The sequence below is a fragment of the Larkinella humicola genome, from assembly GCF_008727875.1.
Classification (GTDB): Bacteria; Bacteroidota; Bacteroidia; order Cytophagales; family Spirosomataceae; genus Larkinella; species Larkinella humicola.
In genome coordinates this window covers 99,403-117,399 of the sequence record NZ_VTWS01000004.1, presented here as the reverse complement: position 1 = coordinate 117,399, position 17,997 = coordinate 99,403, and the positions used below count along the sequence as shown (strand labels likewise).

The 17,997-nt window shown below is 52.2% G+C and carries 13 protein-coding genes and 1 pseudogene; 8 read left to right on the top strand and 6 right to left on the bottom strand.

Annotation, left to right across the window (positions count from 1 at the left end):
• Positions 1 to 9 precede the first annotated feature (9 nt).
• The gene (locus F0P93_RS16410; RefSeq protein ID WP_150877777.1) at positions 10 to 525 is read right to left on the bottom strand and encodes a hypothetical protein; all 516 of its coding nucleotides are present in this window, start codon (positions 523 to 525) and stop codon (positions 10 to 12) included.
• 421 nt (positions 526 to 946) lie between these two features.
• On the opposite strand from F0P93_RS16410, the gene F0P93_RS16405 reads away from it, so the two are divergent.
• From F0P93_RS16405 to F0P93_RS16380, 6 genes and pseudogenes are all read left to right on the top strand, one after another.
• Positions 947 to 1,768: an alpha/beta fold hydrolase gene (locus F0P93_RS16405; protein ID WP_150877775.1), complete on the top strand. Its 822-nt coding sequence runs from the start codon at positions 947 to 949 to the stop codon at positions 1,766 to 1,768.
• Between the two features lie 135 nt (positions 1,769 to 1,903).
• Positions 1,904 to 2,260 (top strand): hypothetical protein, encoded by a 357-nt coding sequence (locus F0P93_RS16400; protein WP_150877773.1) that lies wholly within the window; start codon positions 1,904 to 1,906, stop codon positions 2,258 to 2,260.
• 107 nt (positions 2,261 to 2,367) lie between these two features.
• Positions 2,368 to 2,829: a Cif family virulence factor gene (locus F0P93_RS31505; RefSeq protein WP_191908836.1), complete on the top strand. Its 462-nt coding sequence runs from the start codon at positions 2,368 to 2,370 to the stop codon at positions 2,827 to 2,829.
• Between the two features lie 19 nt (positions 2,830 to 2,848).
• Positions 2,849 to 2,920, top strand: a pseudogene (locus F0P93_RS32030) (DUF418 domain-containing protein); the annotation flags it as partial.
• A 49-nt stretch (positions 2,921 to 2,969) separates the two neighbouring features.
• Entirely contained in the window at positions 2,970 to 3,989 is a 1,020-nt protein-coding gene (locus F0P93_RS16385; RefSeq protein WP_150877771.1) for a proline iminopeptidase-family hydrolase, read from the top strand.
• Positions 3,986 to 5,149: a DmpA family aminopeptidase gene (locus F0P93_RS16380; protein ID WP_150877768.1), complete on the top strand. Its 1,164-nt coding sequence runs from the start codon at positions 3,986 to 3,988 to the stop codon at positions 5,147 to 5,149. The genes F0P93_RS16385 and F0P93_RS16380 overlap by 4 nt, the downstream gene beginning before the upstream one ends.
• Before the next feature lie 116 nt (positions 5,150 to 5,265).
• Here F0P93_RS16380 and F0P93_RS16375 read toward each other — a convergent pair whose 3' ends face one another.
• Positions 5,266 to 5,850, bottom strand: coding sequence for a cupin domain-containing protein (locus F0P93_RS16375; RefSeq protein WP_150877766.1), 585 nt, complete (start codon positions 5,848 to 5,850; stop codon positions 5,266 to 5,268).
• A 106-nt stretch (positions 5,851 to 5,956) separates the two neighbouring features.
• On the opposite strand from F0P93_RS16375, the gene F0P93_RS16370 reads away from it, so the two are divergent.
• A complete protein-coding gene (locus tag F0P93_RS16370; protein WP_150877764.1) occupies positions 5,957 to 7,015 on the top strand; it encodes a class I SAM-dependent methyltransferase in 1,059 nt (352 codons plus the stop codon).
• A gap of 20 nt (positions 7,016 to 7,035) precedes the next feature.
• Here the strand turns inward: F0P93_RS16370 and F0P93_RS16365 are convergent, their stop codons facing one another.
• From F0P93_RS16365 to F0P93_RS16355, 3 genes are all read right to left on the bottom strand, one after another.
• Positions 7,036 to 9,891, bottom strand: coding sequence for an AsmA family protein (locus F0P93_RS16365; RefSeq protein ID WP_150877762.1), 2,856 nt, complete (start codon positions 9,889 to 9,891; stop codon positions 7,036 to 7,038).
• Positions 9,892 to 9,963: 72 nt separating this feature from the next.
• Entirely contained in the window at positions 9,964 to 10,542 is a 579-nt protein-coding gene (gene lpcA, locus F0P93_RS16360; protein ID WP_150877760.1) for a D-sedoheptulose 7-phosphate isomerase, read from the bottom strand.
• 76 nt (positions 10,543 to 10,618) lie between these two features.
• Complete coding sequence (locus F0P93_RS16355) at positions 10,619 to 12,412, bottom strand: hypothetical protein (RefSeq protein ID WP_150877759.1); 1,794 nt, start codon at positions 12,410 to 12,412, stop codon at positions 10,619 to 10,621.
• A gap of 130 nt (positions 12,413 to 12,542) precedes the next feature.
• Here F0P93_RS16355 and upp point away from each other — a divergent pair, with 130 nt between their 5' ends.
• A complete protein-coding gene (gene upp / locus F0P93_RS16350; RefSeq protein WP_150877758.1) occupies positions 12,543 to 13,187 on the top strand; it encodes a uracil phosphoribosyltransferase in 645 nt (214 codons plus the stop codon).
• On the opposite strand, the gene F0P93_RS16345 is transcribed toward upp, so the two are convergent.
• Complete coding sequence (locus tag F0P93_RS16345; protein WP_225309512.1) at positions 13,188 to 17,984, bottom strand: hypothetical protein; 4,797 nt, start codon at positions 17,982 to 17,984, stop codon at positions 13,188 to 13,190.
• Positions 17,985 to 17,997 lie beyond the last annotated feature (13 nt).

Below are 17,997 nucleotides of genomic sequence, written 5' to 3'. Positions count from 1 at the left end.
TCGATTTCATTATTTATTGGGCAAATCCTGGATTTGCTGGAGTGTTTTTTCACGGATGGGTTTACCCTCTGCAATACTGTTAACCGCGCTGGTAACACAAATACCCGCATTCAACGTATTCGGATCGGCCCGGCGTTTGGGGTAGTCTTCAAAATTAGCCTTTTTATTCGCGAGCAACTGGTAGAGTTCCTCCATGCCAGGATGGCGGGTAACGATGGGCTGCTCTTCAAATTCGTCGCCGGGAGTTGATGTCTCACGATCAATATTGACACAGTAGAGAAAAAGCAATGCCAAATAGCGTTCTTTCGCAGGCACCTCGATTGCAACCCTGGCAGGCAAAATACCATTCTGAACATTTCCCGATTTGCTGATAAAAAGCAATCCGGGTGGTAACTGAATGGTAATGGGTTGGTTGGTACTATTATAAAAATTCAGACACAGCATAACGGCTCCGCCGTTTCCATATTCCCGTTCTCGCCCGGCCTCTTCCTGACAGTCATAATCGGTTCCGGGTTTGCCGATCAATGTAATGCCTTTGGGCCATACAAAAGGCGTACCGACGGGCCGTTCTTTCGATTTGCCAAACCCTGGCTCAAGCCGGGGTGTTGGGCTGCTATCCTCTTTAGATACCGGCTTGCAATTCATCAGGAAAAGCGAAACCGCCAGTAGATACAAACGGAATAATACGGTTAAATATGACATAGCCCTGCTTTAGCTTTACAGGCGAATTTACATCCCGTGCCTGCTGGTCTAAATGGGTTTTATGCCAATCGCTTCTGATGGTATTTGAATGCGGTATCTGGCGGTCTAAATTAGAAGAAATGGATGCCTGTGAAACCGGGCTCAGGCAGTGTAGTGAAAGAAAAGAGCAGGTTCGTGACGACCCAACTCGTCAAAAAAAAGTATCTTTCCAAAACTTTATCAATAACCAACCAAAACGTAAAAAATGGCAAAGATCACCGTAAAAGACGGAACCGAAATCTATTACAAAGATTGGGGAACGGGTCAACCGCTCGTATTCCACCACGGCTGGCCGTTGTCCGGCGATGACTGGGACGCCCAAATGATGTTTTTCCTGAACCAGGGCTTTCGCGTGATTGCGCACGACCGCCGGGGACACGGCCGGTCGTCGCCAACCGAAAACGGCCATGACATGGATACCTATGCCGCCGATGTGGCAGAACTGGTCGAGTTTCTGGATCTGAAAGATGCGATCCACATCGGCCACTCCACCGGTGGTGGAGAAGTGATCCGCTACGTGGCCAAACACGGCCAGGGCAGGGTTGCGAAAGCGGTGTTGATCAGTGCCGTTACGCCCGTCATGGTACAATCCGAAGCGAATCCGGACGGTATTCCGCTGTCGGTATTCGACGAAATCCGGGAAGGAACCGCCACCCATCGCCCCCAATATTTTCAGGATTTTACGATGCCCTTTTACGGCTACAACCGGGAAGGCGCTAAAGTCTCGCAAGGCATTCGGGATAACTGGTGGCGGCAGGGCATGATGGGCGCTATTAAAGCCCATTACGACTGCGTTAAAGTTTTCTCCGAAACTGATTTTACCGAAGACCTGAAAAGTGTCGATGTACCGGTGCTGGTGTTGCACGGCGAAGACGACCAGATCGTTCCGTTTCCGCTGACCGCCGTGAAAGCGGTGAAGCTTTTAAAGAACGGAAAGCTGATCTCCTACCCCGGTTTTCCGCACGGCATGCCGACAACCGAAGCGGCCACCATCAATGCCGACCTGTTGGCGTTTATTCAATCGTAAAACGGATAAGCCTTCTCGGTGGCCGGTGTCTTCACCGGCCACTTTTTATACGAAACGATACCGCAACGCATGCCGGACATCATTCAAAAATTCAGGTTTTAGAACACCGCCGGTGTTCTGAACGCGCCGGAAGCCATGATGGCCGCCTTTCAATCGCCCGGTTTTCAAACCGGTTTTGACCCAAACGAAAAGAGCACCAACACGCTGGTTTTCATCACCAGTAACACTTTCAACCCCGGAATCGACGCCTTATACCAGACCGTGAACAGGCTGTATTTTGATAAACCGCTGCGGTTTTTGAGCCCGCAGCGGTTTATTGTTTTCTGGCTTGGTATGCTTATCGGCCAACTGCCAAAACCACCTTTTTACTCGGCAACCATAGCGACTGGAAAATGGAAAGCTTGTCTGCTTAATTGGCATTTCCCGGATGACCGCGATACGCCGTCCGGTTCAGCCCGCGGGCAATTCACTGGCCGTGTTGCCCTTCGTTAACCTGGGCGATACCGACAGTAACCCCGCCTGCGAGGGACATCTGGATGATATTCATACCTCCGTCTCCCTGATCAAAAACCTGAAGGTGATTGCGCGGGCATCATCCGATGCAGATCCGTGCAGAAATTCAGGCCCTTGAAGCGGACGACGCGGTGGAAATGAATGACGATGAACCGATGCTCATTGGTAAAGCGGCCATTGAACTGGCTCTGACCAAATCCATGATGAAACGCAGGCCCGGAACTACGTTTTCTTTCGAGACTATGGAGGTATTTGGTGATGGAAACCTGGTGACCGAAACCGGAAAAACAATCACCAAAGGTGCCACTGGCAGCGTGGTCAGCACAGGAAAATACATGGCCTTTTTGAAAAACGCGACGGCAAATACAGCTGCATTCGCGACATCAGCAACAAAGACCAAAAAGAGAAATAAAGGGCTTTCTCCATCACATGCTGCACATCCTCACTGCCAATCGTATTTTCCTGGTGAACCGGTTTTTCAAGGGGCGGGAAATGGCAACGGCGTGAGCTATATTTCCTTGTATTCAGCATCGGGCAGTTGCCATTGATTGCCAGCCGATCGGGTAAAAGTATTTTCGTTTTGGTCCATTGGAATGGGCGTGGCGTAGCTTAACTTATTGGAAAATTCAACCGATGTAACGACAGGAGTTGACATGTATAAAATCATAAAAAATCTTAACCTACCAACATGCGGTTTCTCATCTTCATTTTAGCGAGTTTCCTGCTTACTTCCTGCCAACAAAAAACCGCTTCTACGTCGATTTCGGTGGCTGACTATTTTACGTATGGCGATTCCATCCAAGCGGGTGGGGTAAAAATGATACCCATTAAAACTCCGGTGGGTGATTTTAAAGTCTGGATAAAGCGCTTTGGCACCCATCCTAAAATAAAGATTCTGCTGTTGCACGGCGGCCCGGCCATGACGCATGAGTACATGGAATGTTTTGAGACCTTTTTTCAAAAAGAAGGCTTTGAATTTTATGAATACGACCAGCTAGGCTCCTATTACAGCGACCAGCCAACCGACAGCACGCTCTGGACGACTGATCGTTTTGTGGAGGAAGTGGAGCAGGTTCGGCAGGCCATCGGCGCCGACAGCTCCAATTTTTATGTACTCGGTAATTCCTGGGGCGGGATTCTTGGCATGGAATACGCCCTGAAATACCAGAAAAATTTAAAAGCGTTGCTGGTTGCCAATATGATGGCCAGTGCGCCCGAGTACGGAAAGTATGCCGACGACGTACTCGCGAAGCAGATGAAACCGGACGTGCTCGCCGAAATACGGGCCATTGAAGCCAAAAAGGATTTTGCGAATCCGCGGTATATGGAACTGCTCATCCCCAATTTTTATAAGGAACATTTATGTCGGTTAACTACATGGCCGGACGGTTTTAACCGCTCTATGAAGCACGGAAACGGCGTGATTTATACGATGATGCAGGGCCCCAGCGAATTTGGAATCGGCGGGCGGCTGGCAAAATGGGATATCAAAAACCGGTTGAAGGAAATTACCATTCCAACCTTGATGATTGGTGCCAAACATGATACGATGGATCCAAAAGCAATGGAAGAACAGAGCAAACTGGTGCAGAAAGGCCGCTACCTCTATTGCCCGGATGGCAGCCATTTGGCCATGTGGGACGACCAAAAAGTGTTTATGACCGGCGTGATTCAATTTATCCATGATGTCGATTCCGGAAACTTATGAACATCCGCTTCCTCCTGCTGAGTATACTGCTGCTCATCGCATTTTCAGCCCTGGCCCAAAAACCGAGGGCACGGGACATTGGCATTCCGTTTTCAGGAATCCCCGGAAAATGGAATGCCATCACCGACGTCAAGGGCGTCGAAGTGGGGTATAGCACCATCATTTCAGGTCAGGGAAAAAACGTTCGGGGAAAAGGGCCGGTCAGAACCGGCGTCACCGCCATTTTACCCAGAGGTCGGAGAAACAACCCGGTTTTTGCCAACTGGTATTCGTTGAACGGCAACGGAGAAATGACGGGAACGACCTGGATCACCGAATCCGGTTTTCTGGAAACGCCGATCCTGATTACCAACACGAACAGCGTGGGCGTGGTGCGCGATGCCGTGCTGAAATGGTTTGTAAAAACCGGATGGTACAAAGAAGATTACTGGTATACGTATCCGGTCGTTGCCGAAACCTACGATGGTGTTCTGAATGATATTTACGGTTTTCACGTCAAAGAAAGCCACGCGTTCGAAGCCCTGGACAACGCCAAATCGGGCCGTGTCCAGGAGGGCAATGTGGGGGGCGGAACCGGCATGATGTGTCTGGGCTTTAAAGGCGGAACCGGAACGGCATCGAGACTCGTCAAAATCAAGGACTCCACGTATACGGTTGGGGTGTTGGTCCAATCCAATTTTGGCGCCAAACGACAACTGACCATTGCCGGCGTTCCCGTTGGCGAGGAGTTGAAAGACACGCTGAATTATGAAATCAAGGGGCCGCCAGCCTACCGGGAAGAAGGCGACGGTTCCATCATTGTGGTAGTTGCCACGGATGCGCCGTTGTTACCGCATCAACTAAAACGAATTGCCACGCGCGTCTCGCTCGGCATCGGCATTGTGGGCGGGCGCGGAAACAACGGTTCCGGCGATCTATTCATTGCCTTTTCGACGGCGAACCCGACGGCTTTTCAACGGGAAAAATTGACCAAACTCGATCAGCTTCCCAACGACCAGATGAATCCACTGTTTGACGCCACCGTTCAGGCCGTGGAAGAATCCATTCTCAACGCGATGGTGGCCGCCGAAACGATGGAAGGCATCAACGGTAACAAAGCGTATGCCCTGCCGCACAAGCCGGTGATAGATTTATTGCGGAAGTACAAGCGGATCAGGTAAATTTCGGCAAAAGAACCCGCACCGAGTACTGTATGGCATGGCTTACGTCTGTTCTTTCAAAAAAATAGTCCGGAAATGTATGCTTTTTGATCTGGCTGCGAATCCCGACAAACCGCTCACTTCACCCGTTGAACAATCGCTTTCACCGGTTCCGGCGATAACACCCGAACCGTGTGTTCGGTATCCAGCGGAATGTCGACGTAATCCCCCGCCCTGAGCCGGATCGTTTCTAAGCCAATCTGGCATTCACATTCCCCTTCCAGGATCAGAAAACTCTCGCGTTCGTCGTGGTGGTCTTCAGGCTTCACGTCTTCCTTTACCCACAGAAGAAACTGCTCGATACCACTGCCGGCCTGTAGCGGATGAACATACAGATTCCGGAATTCGCGGGTGGGCTGAATCGAAGCCACGGTTCGTTGCCACTGCTCAGCGTCCGAATAGGCGTTGATGAGCGGCAGATGGTTCAAATCAAAAACCGGGGGCTCGCCGAGTTGATCCAGTGTGTTTAGGATGCGGTTTTTTAATCGTTCCTCCGGTACTATGGGCCGCGTTAATGTCCTGGCAATACGGTCTATGGCCTGTTGAACAGCGGGATACAGGCCCGCCATCCGCTCAACTTCCTGAATTTCTCCGGGCAGAAGAAGGCCACGACAATATTCTTCCAGTATTCCCGAGTTAATAAATTCCTGTACCTTACTCATGTCGTGAAAATAAATCCTGACGATTTCAGCTTTCTACCGGTTAAATCCGGTTTTAACTAAGAACGAATATACGTCGAAAAAATAAGAATAAATTATCCTGAACCATATGCGACTCACCGTTACGCCCGAAAACCTCCTCGAATGGATTGCCCTCAAAATCAATCTGGTACCGCTACCGCTTTTGCACGCCCAGATTTTCCCGATTGTGGGCAAAGCCGTGCTTGAAGCGGCCGATAAAGGCGTTTTCGAAGCGGTTCACAACGGCAAACAGACGGTGGATGAGATTGCTGCCGAGTGTCAGTTGAATCCCAAAGCGTTGCGGGAATTGATGGGCTTGCTGCTGGTTTTGGGCTATTTCAAACAACGCGATAACCGGTATACGTTAACCCGCATCAGCCGTCGCTGGTTGCTGAAAGACCAGCAGGAGTCGGTTTTTGGCATGATGCGGTTCAACAACCGGGTCGTCTGGCCGTGGCTGGAGCAGTTGGGAGATTACCTGAAAACCGGCGAAGGCATTCAGTATCATGACCACCTGACCACCGAACAATGGGCGTATTACCAACAGGCAATGGTGGCGGCCACCGGCACGGAAGCCAAAGAGTTTGGCCGGAAAGCTCCGGTGCCCAAAAACGCCACGCTCATGCTCGACATTGGCGGTTCACACGGCCAGCATTCGGTGGCTCTCTGCCGAAAACTACCAAATCTTCAGGCGGTTCTTCTGGATTTACCACCGGCCATCGAGCAGGCAGCTCCGCTGCTGGCACGGTCCGGCATGGGCGACCGCGTTCGGCACCAGGCAGGCAACGCGCTGACGGATGAGTTTGGAGAAGCTCAATACGACATCGTGCTGATGTCCAGTCTGGCGCATCATTTTTCGGAGGAACAGAACCGCGAAGTCGCCCGGAAGGTGGCCAAATCCCTGAAACCGGGGGGTGTTTACATTGTCAATGAATTTATCCGGCCCGAAGACGACGGAAATTCGGCTGGCGTCGGCACCAATCTCGTCGGCAACAGCATGGATCTGTTCTACGGCCTGACCAGCACCGCCGGGAATTACTCCGTTCGGGAAATTCAGGACTGGCAAAAGGAAGCCGGACTGAAACCGTCGAAAGTCATCCCCTACCTCTCGATTCCGGGCCGGGCCATGGTCGTTGCCAAAAAGTAACGGTTGATTTCACTCAATCGTTACGTCGAATCCCTCGGCGATTTAGCCAGCTTTTGCAGCAGTTTCAACCCCTGCTCTTTCAGGTCTTCTTTCGCCTGTTTCACCACGACATCCTTCACCTGGGTGGCCGTCCGACCCGCCAGAAACTGAAGCTGTGGTTTTTTGTAACTCCCGTTTAACGCAAAGTCGATTTTGGCACGATCGACGTTTTCGAGCGGCTGGCCCGTCAGCGACGAAAACGCTCTGGCAAACTGGACACCCGCTTTGCCCGTTGGTACATCCAGTTTCAGAACGTACTTCAGGTCTCCTTCCAGTGAATTGGAGCCCGAAACCGTCACGATATTGTCTTTGATTCTGACATCGAACGGTTTGATGGTTACAAACCCGTTTTTGACGTCCACTTTCATCAGCAGATCTTTGAACTTCGCATTCCGGAGATCAGACAGTTTTGTTTTTTCGACGAGACGTTCCACAATCGGGTTATTTTGCAATGTCGCCTGCACAATCTTCACCAGCGCATTTCCCGTCAAACTATTCAAATCCGGCATCATATCCGGCTCCAGCCGCCCGTTGACCGCAAAGGTGCTCGAAAACCGTCCGACCATGTACTGCGCCAGCGGAAAAACCACTTTGGCCAGCGTCAGATGCCGGTGAGCCTGCGAAATGTCGGCGTTGGCAATGTTGACATCAAAGGCAAACCGCGGTTTTGCCAGGTCCTTCGGGTCGTAAGTGCCGTTGGTGACAAACTGCCCGCCCAGCGAATTGAACGTCACCTGTTTCATCCGCAGGGTTCCGTCGGCCATTTCAAGTTGTCCTTTGACGTTGTTCAGCGGCATTTTGTCGTAAACCGCCTGACCGACGGCCGCATTGACGACAAAACGGATGTTATCAGGAATTTCAACCACCGACGGTTGAGCGGTTTTTGCCTGCGGCTGCGGATCGTCACTCATCCATTCGTTGATACTCAACCGATTGGCCCGTACGTTGAGCGTTCCTTCCAGCGGCTGGTTTTCGTCCAGCAGAAACGGAATGTAGTTGCTCAAAAAACCGTCGGCCGTGAAGGTGCTTGTTCCCAGCAAGCCCTGCGCCTGTTCGACGTTCAGTTTTCCGGGCAGCAGCCTCAGTCGGGCAGAATTCAGTGTCAGCCCCTGCGGCAGACTTTCACCCCGGTAGGTCAGATTTGTAATCGCCATCGTGCCGCTGGTCGGAAGCTGGTCATACCGTTTGGCTTTGGCATCCGAAAGCCGGCCTTTGGTTTCAATGCTGGCGTCGATCAGCCCGGCTAACCGGGTGCCTTCCATCGGAAAAATCCGGGTTAAACTCGTCAGATTCAGTCGGCCTTTGGCGATCACATCGAAGGTATAATCATCGAAATTCTGCACCCTGCCTTTGGCCTGAAAAGGATCACCGGCCAGTTTCAGTTGCAAATCGGCTATGTCCACGCGAGTGTCGGCCCGTTTGCCAGTCCGGTTGGAAAGGCTCGCCTGCACATTGATCGCTTCCACCGGTTCCGGAAACTTCATCGACTTCACCGATCCGTTCTGCAACCGGATCAGCCCATCGACCACCGGAAAGAGCTTGGCGGTTTTATCATAGACGCCTTTTGCTTTCAGATTCAGATCTGCCAGCCCCCGCAGCGTCATGCTATCAATCGGAAACAACTGCGTCAATTCCTCCAGATTCAGTTTGGCAGTCAGATCAGCATCGACGTTGGAACGGGTGAGACCCTGCACCAGCGCCCGCCCGCGAATCGGGTTCCGGCCCAGATCCGCAACCAGTTTTTTCAGGTTAATCACCGTATTATCAGGGTGATCGGTTGCGTTGCTGACGGTCAGATCCAGGGCAATGTGCTCGACCGCCGACGCCAAATCCGGGTATTTGAACCGCCCGTCGTTGACGACCAGATTCAGCAGAAACGCCGGGATTTGCTTCGCATTGTAAAGGCCCTTCACCGTTCCGTCGAAACGCACCGTTCCGTCGGCATCAATGTCCTGAAACCGGTCGGAATACATCCCGGGCACCAGCGACAGCAGGTTTTTGAAATCACTGTCGGGCGACCGATACGTCAAATCGAACCGCATGGACGTATCCGCCGGTGCCGACGTGCCGGTGGCAATCGAGCCGTTGAGTTCCAGTGGCAACTCATTCACGCGGATGCGGTTGTCGGCAAAGGTATAGACGGATTGTTCAAGATCGGCCCGCAGTTTCATGTCGGCATCCAGCTTTTTATCGCTCAGGTATTCCATTCCGTCGTAGGTGAGCGTGATGCGTTCTGCTTTCGTCTTCAGCACCAAATCCGCCATTTCCGCCGACAAACTGCCGCTGCCGGTATGGTTGACCGCTTCCAGCCGAACCGTCATCGGCAAACTCCGGTCGTCATACCGGATCAAACCGTTTTTTATTTCCCATTCGTCAATGTCGAGCGTAAAAGCCGTCTGGCTCGTGTCGGCCTTTTCCGGTTCGTCACTTTCAGTGGCTTTGTAGATGTCGTAGTTGGCCCGCCCATCGCGCAGAATTTTCACCAGCACGCGAGGCTGGTCGAGATACACGCCGTTCAGTTTCAATTTATCGCCCGAAAGCACACTCAGCAGGTTGACTTTCACTTCGAAGGCGCGGGTCCTGAGTAAGGTATCACCCAAAAACGGCGTCTGCCCGACAATGCTGAGTGAATCGGTTTGCAAGGTCAGATTGGGAAAATGGCGAAGCAGCGACAGGCTCACGTTTTCAGGCCGAAACGTGATCCGGGCGTTCACCCGATTGGTCAGTTCCTGCTGAAGGCGGGTTACGATTTTATCCCGAAAAAACATCGGCACAATCCAGGCGACCAGGAGCAGGACGCCCAGCAGCGAGGCAAGGATGATTCCGGCTTTTTTCATGCTAATTGCTTGTGTTCTATTTATATAGGACAAACAAAAGCCGAAAAAGTTTGAATAATTTCCGCGACCGGCTTAGGCAATCACCTGTTTCTCGATGAGCAGAATGAACAAGTGAATGACTTTGATGTGAATCTCCTGGATGCGATCGGCATAGCCAAAGTGGGGGACACGAATTTCAACGTCGGCGGTTCCGGCCAGTTTCCCCCCGTCTTTGCCGGTCAGCAAAACCACCTTCATGCCCCGCTGCCGGGCAGCTTCCACGGCCCGAATGATGTTAGCCGAATTACCGCTCGTGCTAATGCCCAGCAACACGTCCCCTTCGTTACCAAGCCCTTCGATAAAACGCGAGAATACGGAATCGTAGCCATAGTCATTGCCCACACAGGTAAGGTGGCTGGAGTCGGATATGGCGATAGCGGCCAGCGCCCGGCGTTCGGCGCGGTACCGGCCCGACAGCTCTTCGGCAAAGTGCATGGCGTCGCAGTGGGAGCCGCCGTTGCCGCAGGAAATAATTTTACGACCGTTTTGCAGGGCATCGGCCATCAATTGGGCGGCATGTCCAATGGCCGTAATCTGGTTAGCGTCGCTAAGAAACGCATCGAGAACCGAGCGGGCTTCGGTCAGTTCCTGGCGGATGATGTGGTCAAGCATTCCCGAATAGGGTTGTTAATCCGTTGGTACAGTTTCCGGTAAAATAACGACCGGAAACCGTATGAACCAACTCATTTTAAAGAACCAGGGTTCGGTAGGGCAGATTCCAGCGCAAGGCCAGGGACGTCGACGACGTGTTGTATTTCAACCGGTCGGCCTGGCTGTCGCTTTTGCGAACGAGCTGTTGAAAATCGACAAACAGGTTGTGTTTCAACATAAACGACAGCCGTACATCGGCGTAGGTGACCAGGGTTTTACGCCCCTGAGCGATGTGGTGGCCCGATCCCACAGCCTGGCCCGGCCACTCCACCCGGCTCTCATACGGTTTCAGCAAATTGCCGCCATAATTGTAGTTGGGCGGATCGGCCCCGTATTTCATGATGCCAAACGTCCCGGTCAGATTCCAGCGGTCGCGGGGCTGGTAGCGCACAATGGCCAGGCCTTCGATGAAATTGGCTCCGAGCGGATGCGCCAGCGGTTGATTGTAATGCACATAATTGGTTTGGCCGGAGCGGTGGGAATAGGTATAAGGCCGCGCCAGATTCATTTCGGCCTGCAAATCAAGATTCGGAACATCGAAGGCGTCGATGTACTTCAGGCCCGTTTGAAACGCGAATTTATTGACCCACGATCCGTTTCTCGCCCGCAGTTCGCTAATCTTGAACTCATCGAACATCAACTGACCGTAGGCCAGAAAATGACCGACAAAATTGGCTTTAAAATCCAGACCGACCAGGGCATTGTCGGCACTGCCCCGGTACGATTCGATGAAACGGTAGAAAATAACGGGATTAAAATAATTCAATTCCAGTTGGCTCCGGCTGAATACCTCCGCTTCGAACAGGCCAATGTTGAGATGTTCGCCAATGTTGACACTCAAGTGGTGAATCGCGGTGTATTTCTGCGGATTCAGTTCTTCATACGCACCGGCTGGTTTCTGGCTGTTCTGAAATTCCGTCAGCAGGTTGGTGTATTGAAACCGCCCCAACCGGGTGCTGATCTTGAGAAAAAGGTATGGAGAGCTGTTGTCTGATAGAAACAGCGAGCGATACCCGTTGCCAAAGATATTGCGATCGTGACCAAACTGAATGTTGATGATTTTTAAGGCATTGAAGGTAATGTATCCCCTAGCGGAAAGAAAATCCGCTCCGCCAAAGGTGGAATGACGGGTCTCGATGCGTTTGGTCAATCCTTCAAAGGGCGCAAACCCTTCCGCTGAATTGGTGGAATACTGGGTTCCATATTCCCAAATGTACCGGGGAAACAGTGCCTGGTTATCAGACAGGAATGTATAAAAGCTCAAGCGTTTGCGAATGCTGCCGCGAATTTCAACCCCTCTTGAATTAACGTAGGGATTAAACGACGAGCCTACCATTCCGGAATTGGTTTCGACCCCATAGCTAAAGTTGACCACCGGACTGACGTGAATGTCATAATCCTCGTTTTCGTAACTATACAGGTCGTTTTTTTTCTTGTAAAATGCCCCGAAAGCCCGTTTGCTGTCGCCCGCCCGTTTCTGACCCGCGTGTAATTCAGCCGTTCGTTCCTGCAGCAGAGGGAGAGAATCCGGATACACTTTGGGAACCCATTCCCAGCTATCGTCGCGCAGGTAGCGGACGGTGGACCGGTCTACCGGGGATAACCGAACGAAGGGGTCGGCCAGAATACTGTCGGTTAATTGAACGACTGCCTGGCGACTATACGGTTTTACGGAACTATGGAAACCGCTCGTCCACCGGCCCTGTTTGATTTCAAGCCGGTCAATCAGGTGGTAATAATCACTGTTTAAAGGTATCTTTTGGCTCTGACCTTGCGCCGACACCGACGCCAGTAAAGCAAAAGCTATCCCGATTGTAAAAATAGTCCTCATTGGAAGCTTCACACTGGCAACCGTGTGGACGGTGTACCCTAAATAACATCTTCTTAATTCAATGCACAAATTAGGGAAAGGGTTTGGATTATCCGACACATTCCCTTTAAATTACACTGAAAAAGCCCCTATGTTTGTTTTCGCCGATCATCCTTCACTTGCCGACCAATTTATTGCCGAACTCCGCGATGTAACCATTCAGAAAGATTCGATGCGTTTTCGGCGCAATCTGGAACGGCTGGGAGAACTGATGGCCTACGAAATATCCAAGTCGATGTCGTTTCAGGTCGTGAACGTGCAAACGCCACTGGGCGTGTCGTCTACACCACTGATCAAAAAACCGCCGGTTCTGGCCACCATTCTGCGGGCGAGCTTGCCGTTTCACCAGGGTTTTCTGAATTACTTCGACCGGGCCGAGAACGCCTTCATTGGCGCGTATCGCGGTTATTTGCCAACGAGTGAGGATTTTGAAGTGGCAATGGATTACATTTCTAGCCCCGATCTGAGCGGCAAAACCGTCATTCTAATGGACCCGATGCTGGCAACCGGGCGATCGCTGGAGAAAGTATATCACGCGCTGCTACGGTTTGGAACACCCGCCAAAACCCACATTGCCGCCGTGTTGGCCAGCCCCGAAGGCGTCCGGTATGTGCAGGACAAAATGCCGCAGTGTCACCTCTGGCTGGGAGCCATTGATCAGCGGCTGGATTCACATTACTACATTGTACCCGGGTTGGGCGACGCCGGTGACCTGGCCTTTGGCGAGAAAATCTGATCAGAACCCTTCTTTTTTCTCGTCAGCTTTTTCCTTTTTCTTTTCAACCACTTTTTTAGGCGCTTCTTTTGCGCCAGCCGCTGCTTTTGGTTGTGGCTTGGGTTTTTCCTTGGTTTTGTACTGGTCCATGTAGCGGTCCGTAAACTGCGTTTTCTCGAACACGTCCGCAGCAATGATGGAAATGGCCTTGCTTCCCGCTTTGCCACCCGCCATGATGCGGTCGTTCAGTTCCTGATCCGACGTCAGCAGCGCCAGCTGGGCCGTTGCGCCCCCCGACGATTTATAATCCCAGTAGTACCAGACATCCGGCGAAGCTTCCAGGTAAATGGTCGCTTCGTCGCCCCCGTCGCTCTTCCGGATTTCGACAAAACCCTCCATTTCCGCGTTGATATCGACGTTATCAATATTGGAAACCCCAATTGGCCCGGTGCTGTAGAGCGCATTGTATTTGTCCGACCAGCGCAGATTGACGTTTGACAGCACCAGCGAAGCCACAAATTTGGGGGCAGCCTGCGTAATCGAAACGTGCTGGTTTTGCGCTTTGGTGCGGTACACATCCGTCGCTTTCTGACCGATAATGGCGGCTAGTTTGGCGGTTAAGCGGTCGAGGTCGTCATCCGCGGGTTCGTCGTTCTTTTCGTCCAGATTGGCTTTCACCATCTTCTCGGCAATGGCGGCATTCACCGGCTGTGGAATGGGCAGCGCAAAACCGACCAGCGCATTCAACCGCAACGTCGAACTATCGACCTGTGCCCGGCCCGTTCCGGCGGCAAAAACAAAGTTATTCGGTGCAGAGCCCGTCATGCCGGTATTCATGACATTGACCGGTCCCTGAAAATTCATCACGCCCGTGGCATCGTTGAACGTAAATGCGCCTTCGACATCTTCCAGCCCGGCGGCATCCTTCTTCACAATCCGGAACACTTTGTCTTTCGCGTCGTAGGTCATGACGCCCGTTGCCCGGTATAAATCATCATCCTTGTCGCTTTCTTTCATCGACAAAAACGTCGGATACAGCCCGGCGGTGCCTCCGCCCCGGAAATGCAAACCGGCGGTCAGGGGCTGATTGCCGTCATTTTTGAGCGTTTGATCGACTTTGATGCTGAAGGTTTCGCCAATTTTCTCCTTCATTGGAATCCAATCACTGACCAGATTGGCCCGCTTTTTCAGCGCAATTTTAATCGCCCCTTCCAGTTTCAGATCCTGTTCGGGGGCCATCATCGTAATGCTGCCTTTGAAGGCCACTTTGGGTGCCAGCGTCACGTTGTCCCGTTCGTCCACATCGGCCCGGGCCACGGTATAATACGTTTTAGCCAGTTCATTGCTGTTTTTTCCTTTCCGGCCAACGCTCCGGGTATTCGATGCCAGCGCCACGGGAGCGGCTTCTTTCAGTTCAAAACTCCCCATCTTGATGCTGGCCGTGTCGCCTTTGGCCGCAGCGAACTGATACACGGCTTCCCCGGAAAACCGGGTCCGCGACTGCACCTGAATGTTACCGCCTTTCAATTTGTGAAACAGGCTGGTCGTGTCCAACTCCAGCCGGGCATTTTTGAGCGGCAGCATCTCCCCGTTCCGTTTGATGGTAATCAGGCCTTTTTCCGGGTAAATCCGGGCGTCGGCCGAGGTTACGTACGGCACTCCGCTGATGTTCAGCGTCGCTTTCTCCACATCATACACCGCCGATGTGGCATTGAACGTCAGTCCTTCCTGTTCCTCTGCGGTAGCCGTAAAGGTGGATGTTTTGGCGGCTTTCATCGTAATGGTTTTGGCCGCGATGTTCCACTGCGCTTTGCTGATCGACGTTTTATAGGCGGCATTCGGGAACTCCAGACTCGACAGCAGGGTGTCGCTGAACGAGGTCGTCGCATTGTTGGTGGCGATGGTCACGACACCTTTCACCTGATTGAAATCCAGATCGACCTTCGTACCCAGCAACATGGGTTTCGTCGTAGTTCCCTGCTTATCGGCCACGACGCGGAACTGGGCATTGCCCGCCGTAAAGCCTTCTTTGTTAAACTTAATGTTTTCAGACTGTGCTTCCGAATCCGCCCGTTTCACCGTGCCTTTTCCAAACAAACCGGCTGACCGGACCAGCAAATCGCCCTGCAAATTCGTCGTTCCGTTGTAAAAGCTGAAATGGTCGGCTTTGGTGGAAATTTTCATGCTGTCGGCTTTGGGAAACCACTTCATGACGTAGTTTTTCAGGTTAACCGCCGGGAAATAGGCTTTCCCCACCAGTCCTTCTTTGATCTGCCCCGACTCGCCCGACGCCAGAACCGAATCCGGGGTCATCAGGATGTCTTTGGCTGGCAAGGATGCGTTCAGGTGGGAAATAACGCCTTCAGCCCGTAATCCCTTCCGGTCCATCACCAGTTTACCGGTAAACTTCAGGTTGCCTTTTCCACCATAAAGCGGATAACCGGCCGCCGGAGCCGCGTGTTCGAAACCCAGCGAATTGTCGGGCATCGATTTCAGCGTGGTCTTAATGGGCGGGAAAATCCCGTCGGAGAAGAACGTCCCATCGAACGCAATGTCGCCTTTTCCCAGGCTGTCGTTGTCAACCGCCGGGACTTTGAAATAGACGTTTTTGTTGTAAATCAGATTTCCCCGGTTCGGCTGGTTAAAATAAACCGTCATCCCTTCCGGCATCAATAGCCGTTGCGTGGTCTTTTTGTCTTTCTGCCGCCCCGATTTATTGCCTTTGTCGGCCAGGAAAACCGTACCCGGTTTTTCATACTGAATATCACCGCCAATCTCCTGATTCTTCCCTTGTGGCGTGAAGGTAATCGAGTCGATTTTGGTCATGTTCATCGAAAACTGGTCGTAGTTGAAACCCAGTTCCTTGCCCGTATACCGCATGTTGCCGGATTTCAGTTGTCCGGTTAACGTAAACGCCCGGTTTTTCCCAATCCGTAGCGTTTTGTCCGTCGGAACTGCGGTAATTTTCAATGAATCACTGATGCTAAACCGTTCAACTCCTCTGATTGTCAAAAACTTGTCATTCAGATTGATCGTGGCGTTGGTCGTGCTGTCGTTGGAGGGATAGGTCGAGCGAATCAGGAAATTGTCGTAATCTTTCCGGCGCGCATTCGCCAGAACGTACAGAACGCCTTTCCGGCTCAGGCGCATTTCTTCGGATTTGGGGTCCATGTCGATATACCCCAGTGCCACCATACGATTCAGCACGTTGCGCATCACCGGCGGGCTAATCTTGGAAAAGGTGGCCAGATCATCGGCAAAAAACGTCTGGGTTTTCTTGACCGTCACGTAGTTAGCCGCCAGTTGGAGCGGATGAAAGCCGAAATCGGCCGACATCCCGGCATACCGCTCGGGATAGAAGAAATCGAAGGATTCAAACCGCACCGGCACTTCTTTTTTGGCACCAAGCTGGTAGAAATCAACCTTTTGACGCGGCAAATCCCAGCGAACGATTTCGGGCTGAATGTAGAATTTGTGGTAACTATCGCTGAAATAGGTGTCGGAATACCCCGATTTTTCAGCTTTGCTCAAACGGGCAATCCCGGTTTCGCGGTCATACCGGAAGGCGACGCCGGGGTGATAGAGCGTATCGACGGCGTCGATGTAGCCGGTAAACGAGACCAGCGGACTGGAAATTAACGAATCGGCGAACTCAAACCGGCGGCTGCTGGCCTTGAACGCCGGTTTTCCCTTGTAACTGACCTGCAAAAGTGACGATTGCCCATTGGCCGCCGAACCATACAGTTTCGTTCCCGCCAGCGCAATACCGCCTTTGTACGTGATGCCATTCCCCAAATTATTCAGCACGACGTCGTTGGACCACGACATAAACCGGGGGTAGGTTGGTCCCTGTCGGGCTACCCGCTTTTTGCTGTCAAACTCAAAAGTCCCTTTGATCGGTTTGGCGAGGGGCTTGTAGGTTAGCGTCACGTCGTCCGCCGTGATTTTGGGGTTGTTAACCACAAAACTGTAATCGGCCAGCGTCACAAACGTTTCCGGCTGCCCCGCCGATTCCCACGAAAACGAACCGCCTTTGCCAACCCAAATCCCGTCTTTCAACAGCAAGGCACCATCGGTTTTCTTCAAAACGACAGAGTCGTTTGCCGTCGTCACGATCAAATCCGCGCCCTTGATTTCCAGTACCGGCCCGTTCAGCACCGGAATCGGCTTTCGCTCGGTCCAGGACAGGAGCGGGCTGGCCTTTCCGGTTGAATCCAGCGGCAGATCCCAGCCGTCAGAATCGTTCGGTTTGGCGGGTTGCGGCTTTTTGGCCGAAGCAATGGTGTCGGCGGCCGATGTGGGTACGCTGCCGTTTGGATCGGCTAAACGAAGCGTGAACGTGCCGCCGTTGGCGTAAAGTTTGTTGTAGTTATTGGTGTACAAAAACCGCTTTTCGGCAAATAACCGGACGGTTTCCAGCACTTTCGCCAGGCTTTTGGCGTCGTATTTTTCAAACGACTTTTCGGCAATCGTCAGGTAATTGTCGACTTCGGCCGGGCTTACCTGCTGGGTAACGATCAGTTGGTACAGCGCTTCGTAAAACGGCGCAAACTGCTGGGCCGCCTGGTAGCGTTTGGTGTTCATTTTCCGGCTCAACGCGATCACGCGCTCTTTCTGCGGAGCCGACAGCCGGTTTTCGGTGAATAGTGTTTCGAGATTTTTTTCGGCTTTTTGGGAATAGGATCCCCCCGCGTTCATCAGTTTCTGTAAATCCGGCAGAAACTGCTCGGGGTTGTCCGACAGTTTAAACGTTTGCGCCGTTGCCGCCGTTGCCAGCAGGAGAAATATCGCTAAAATGCTGTATACCTGTCTCATCATTCCCGTACGGCAC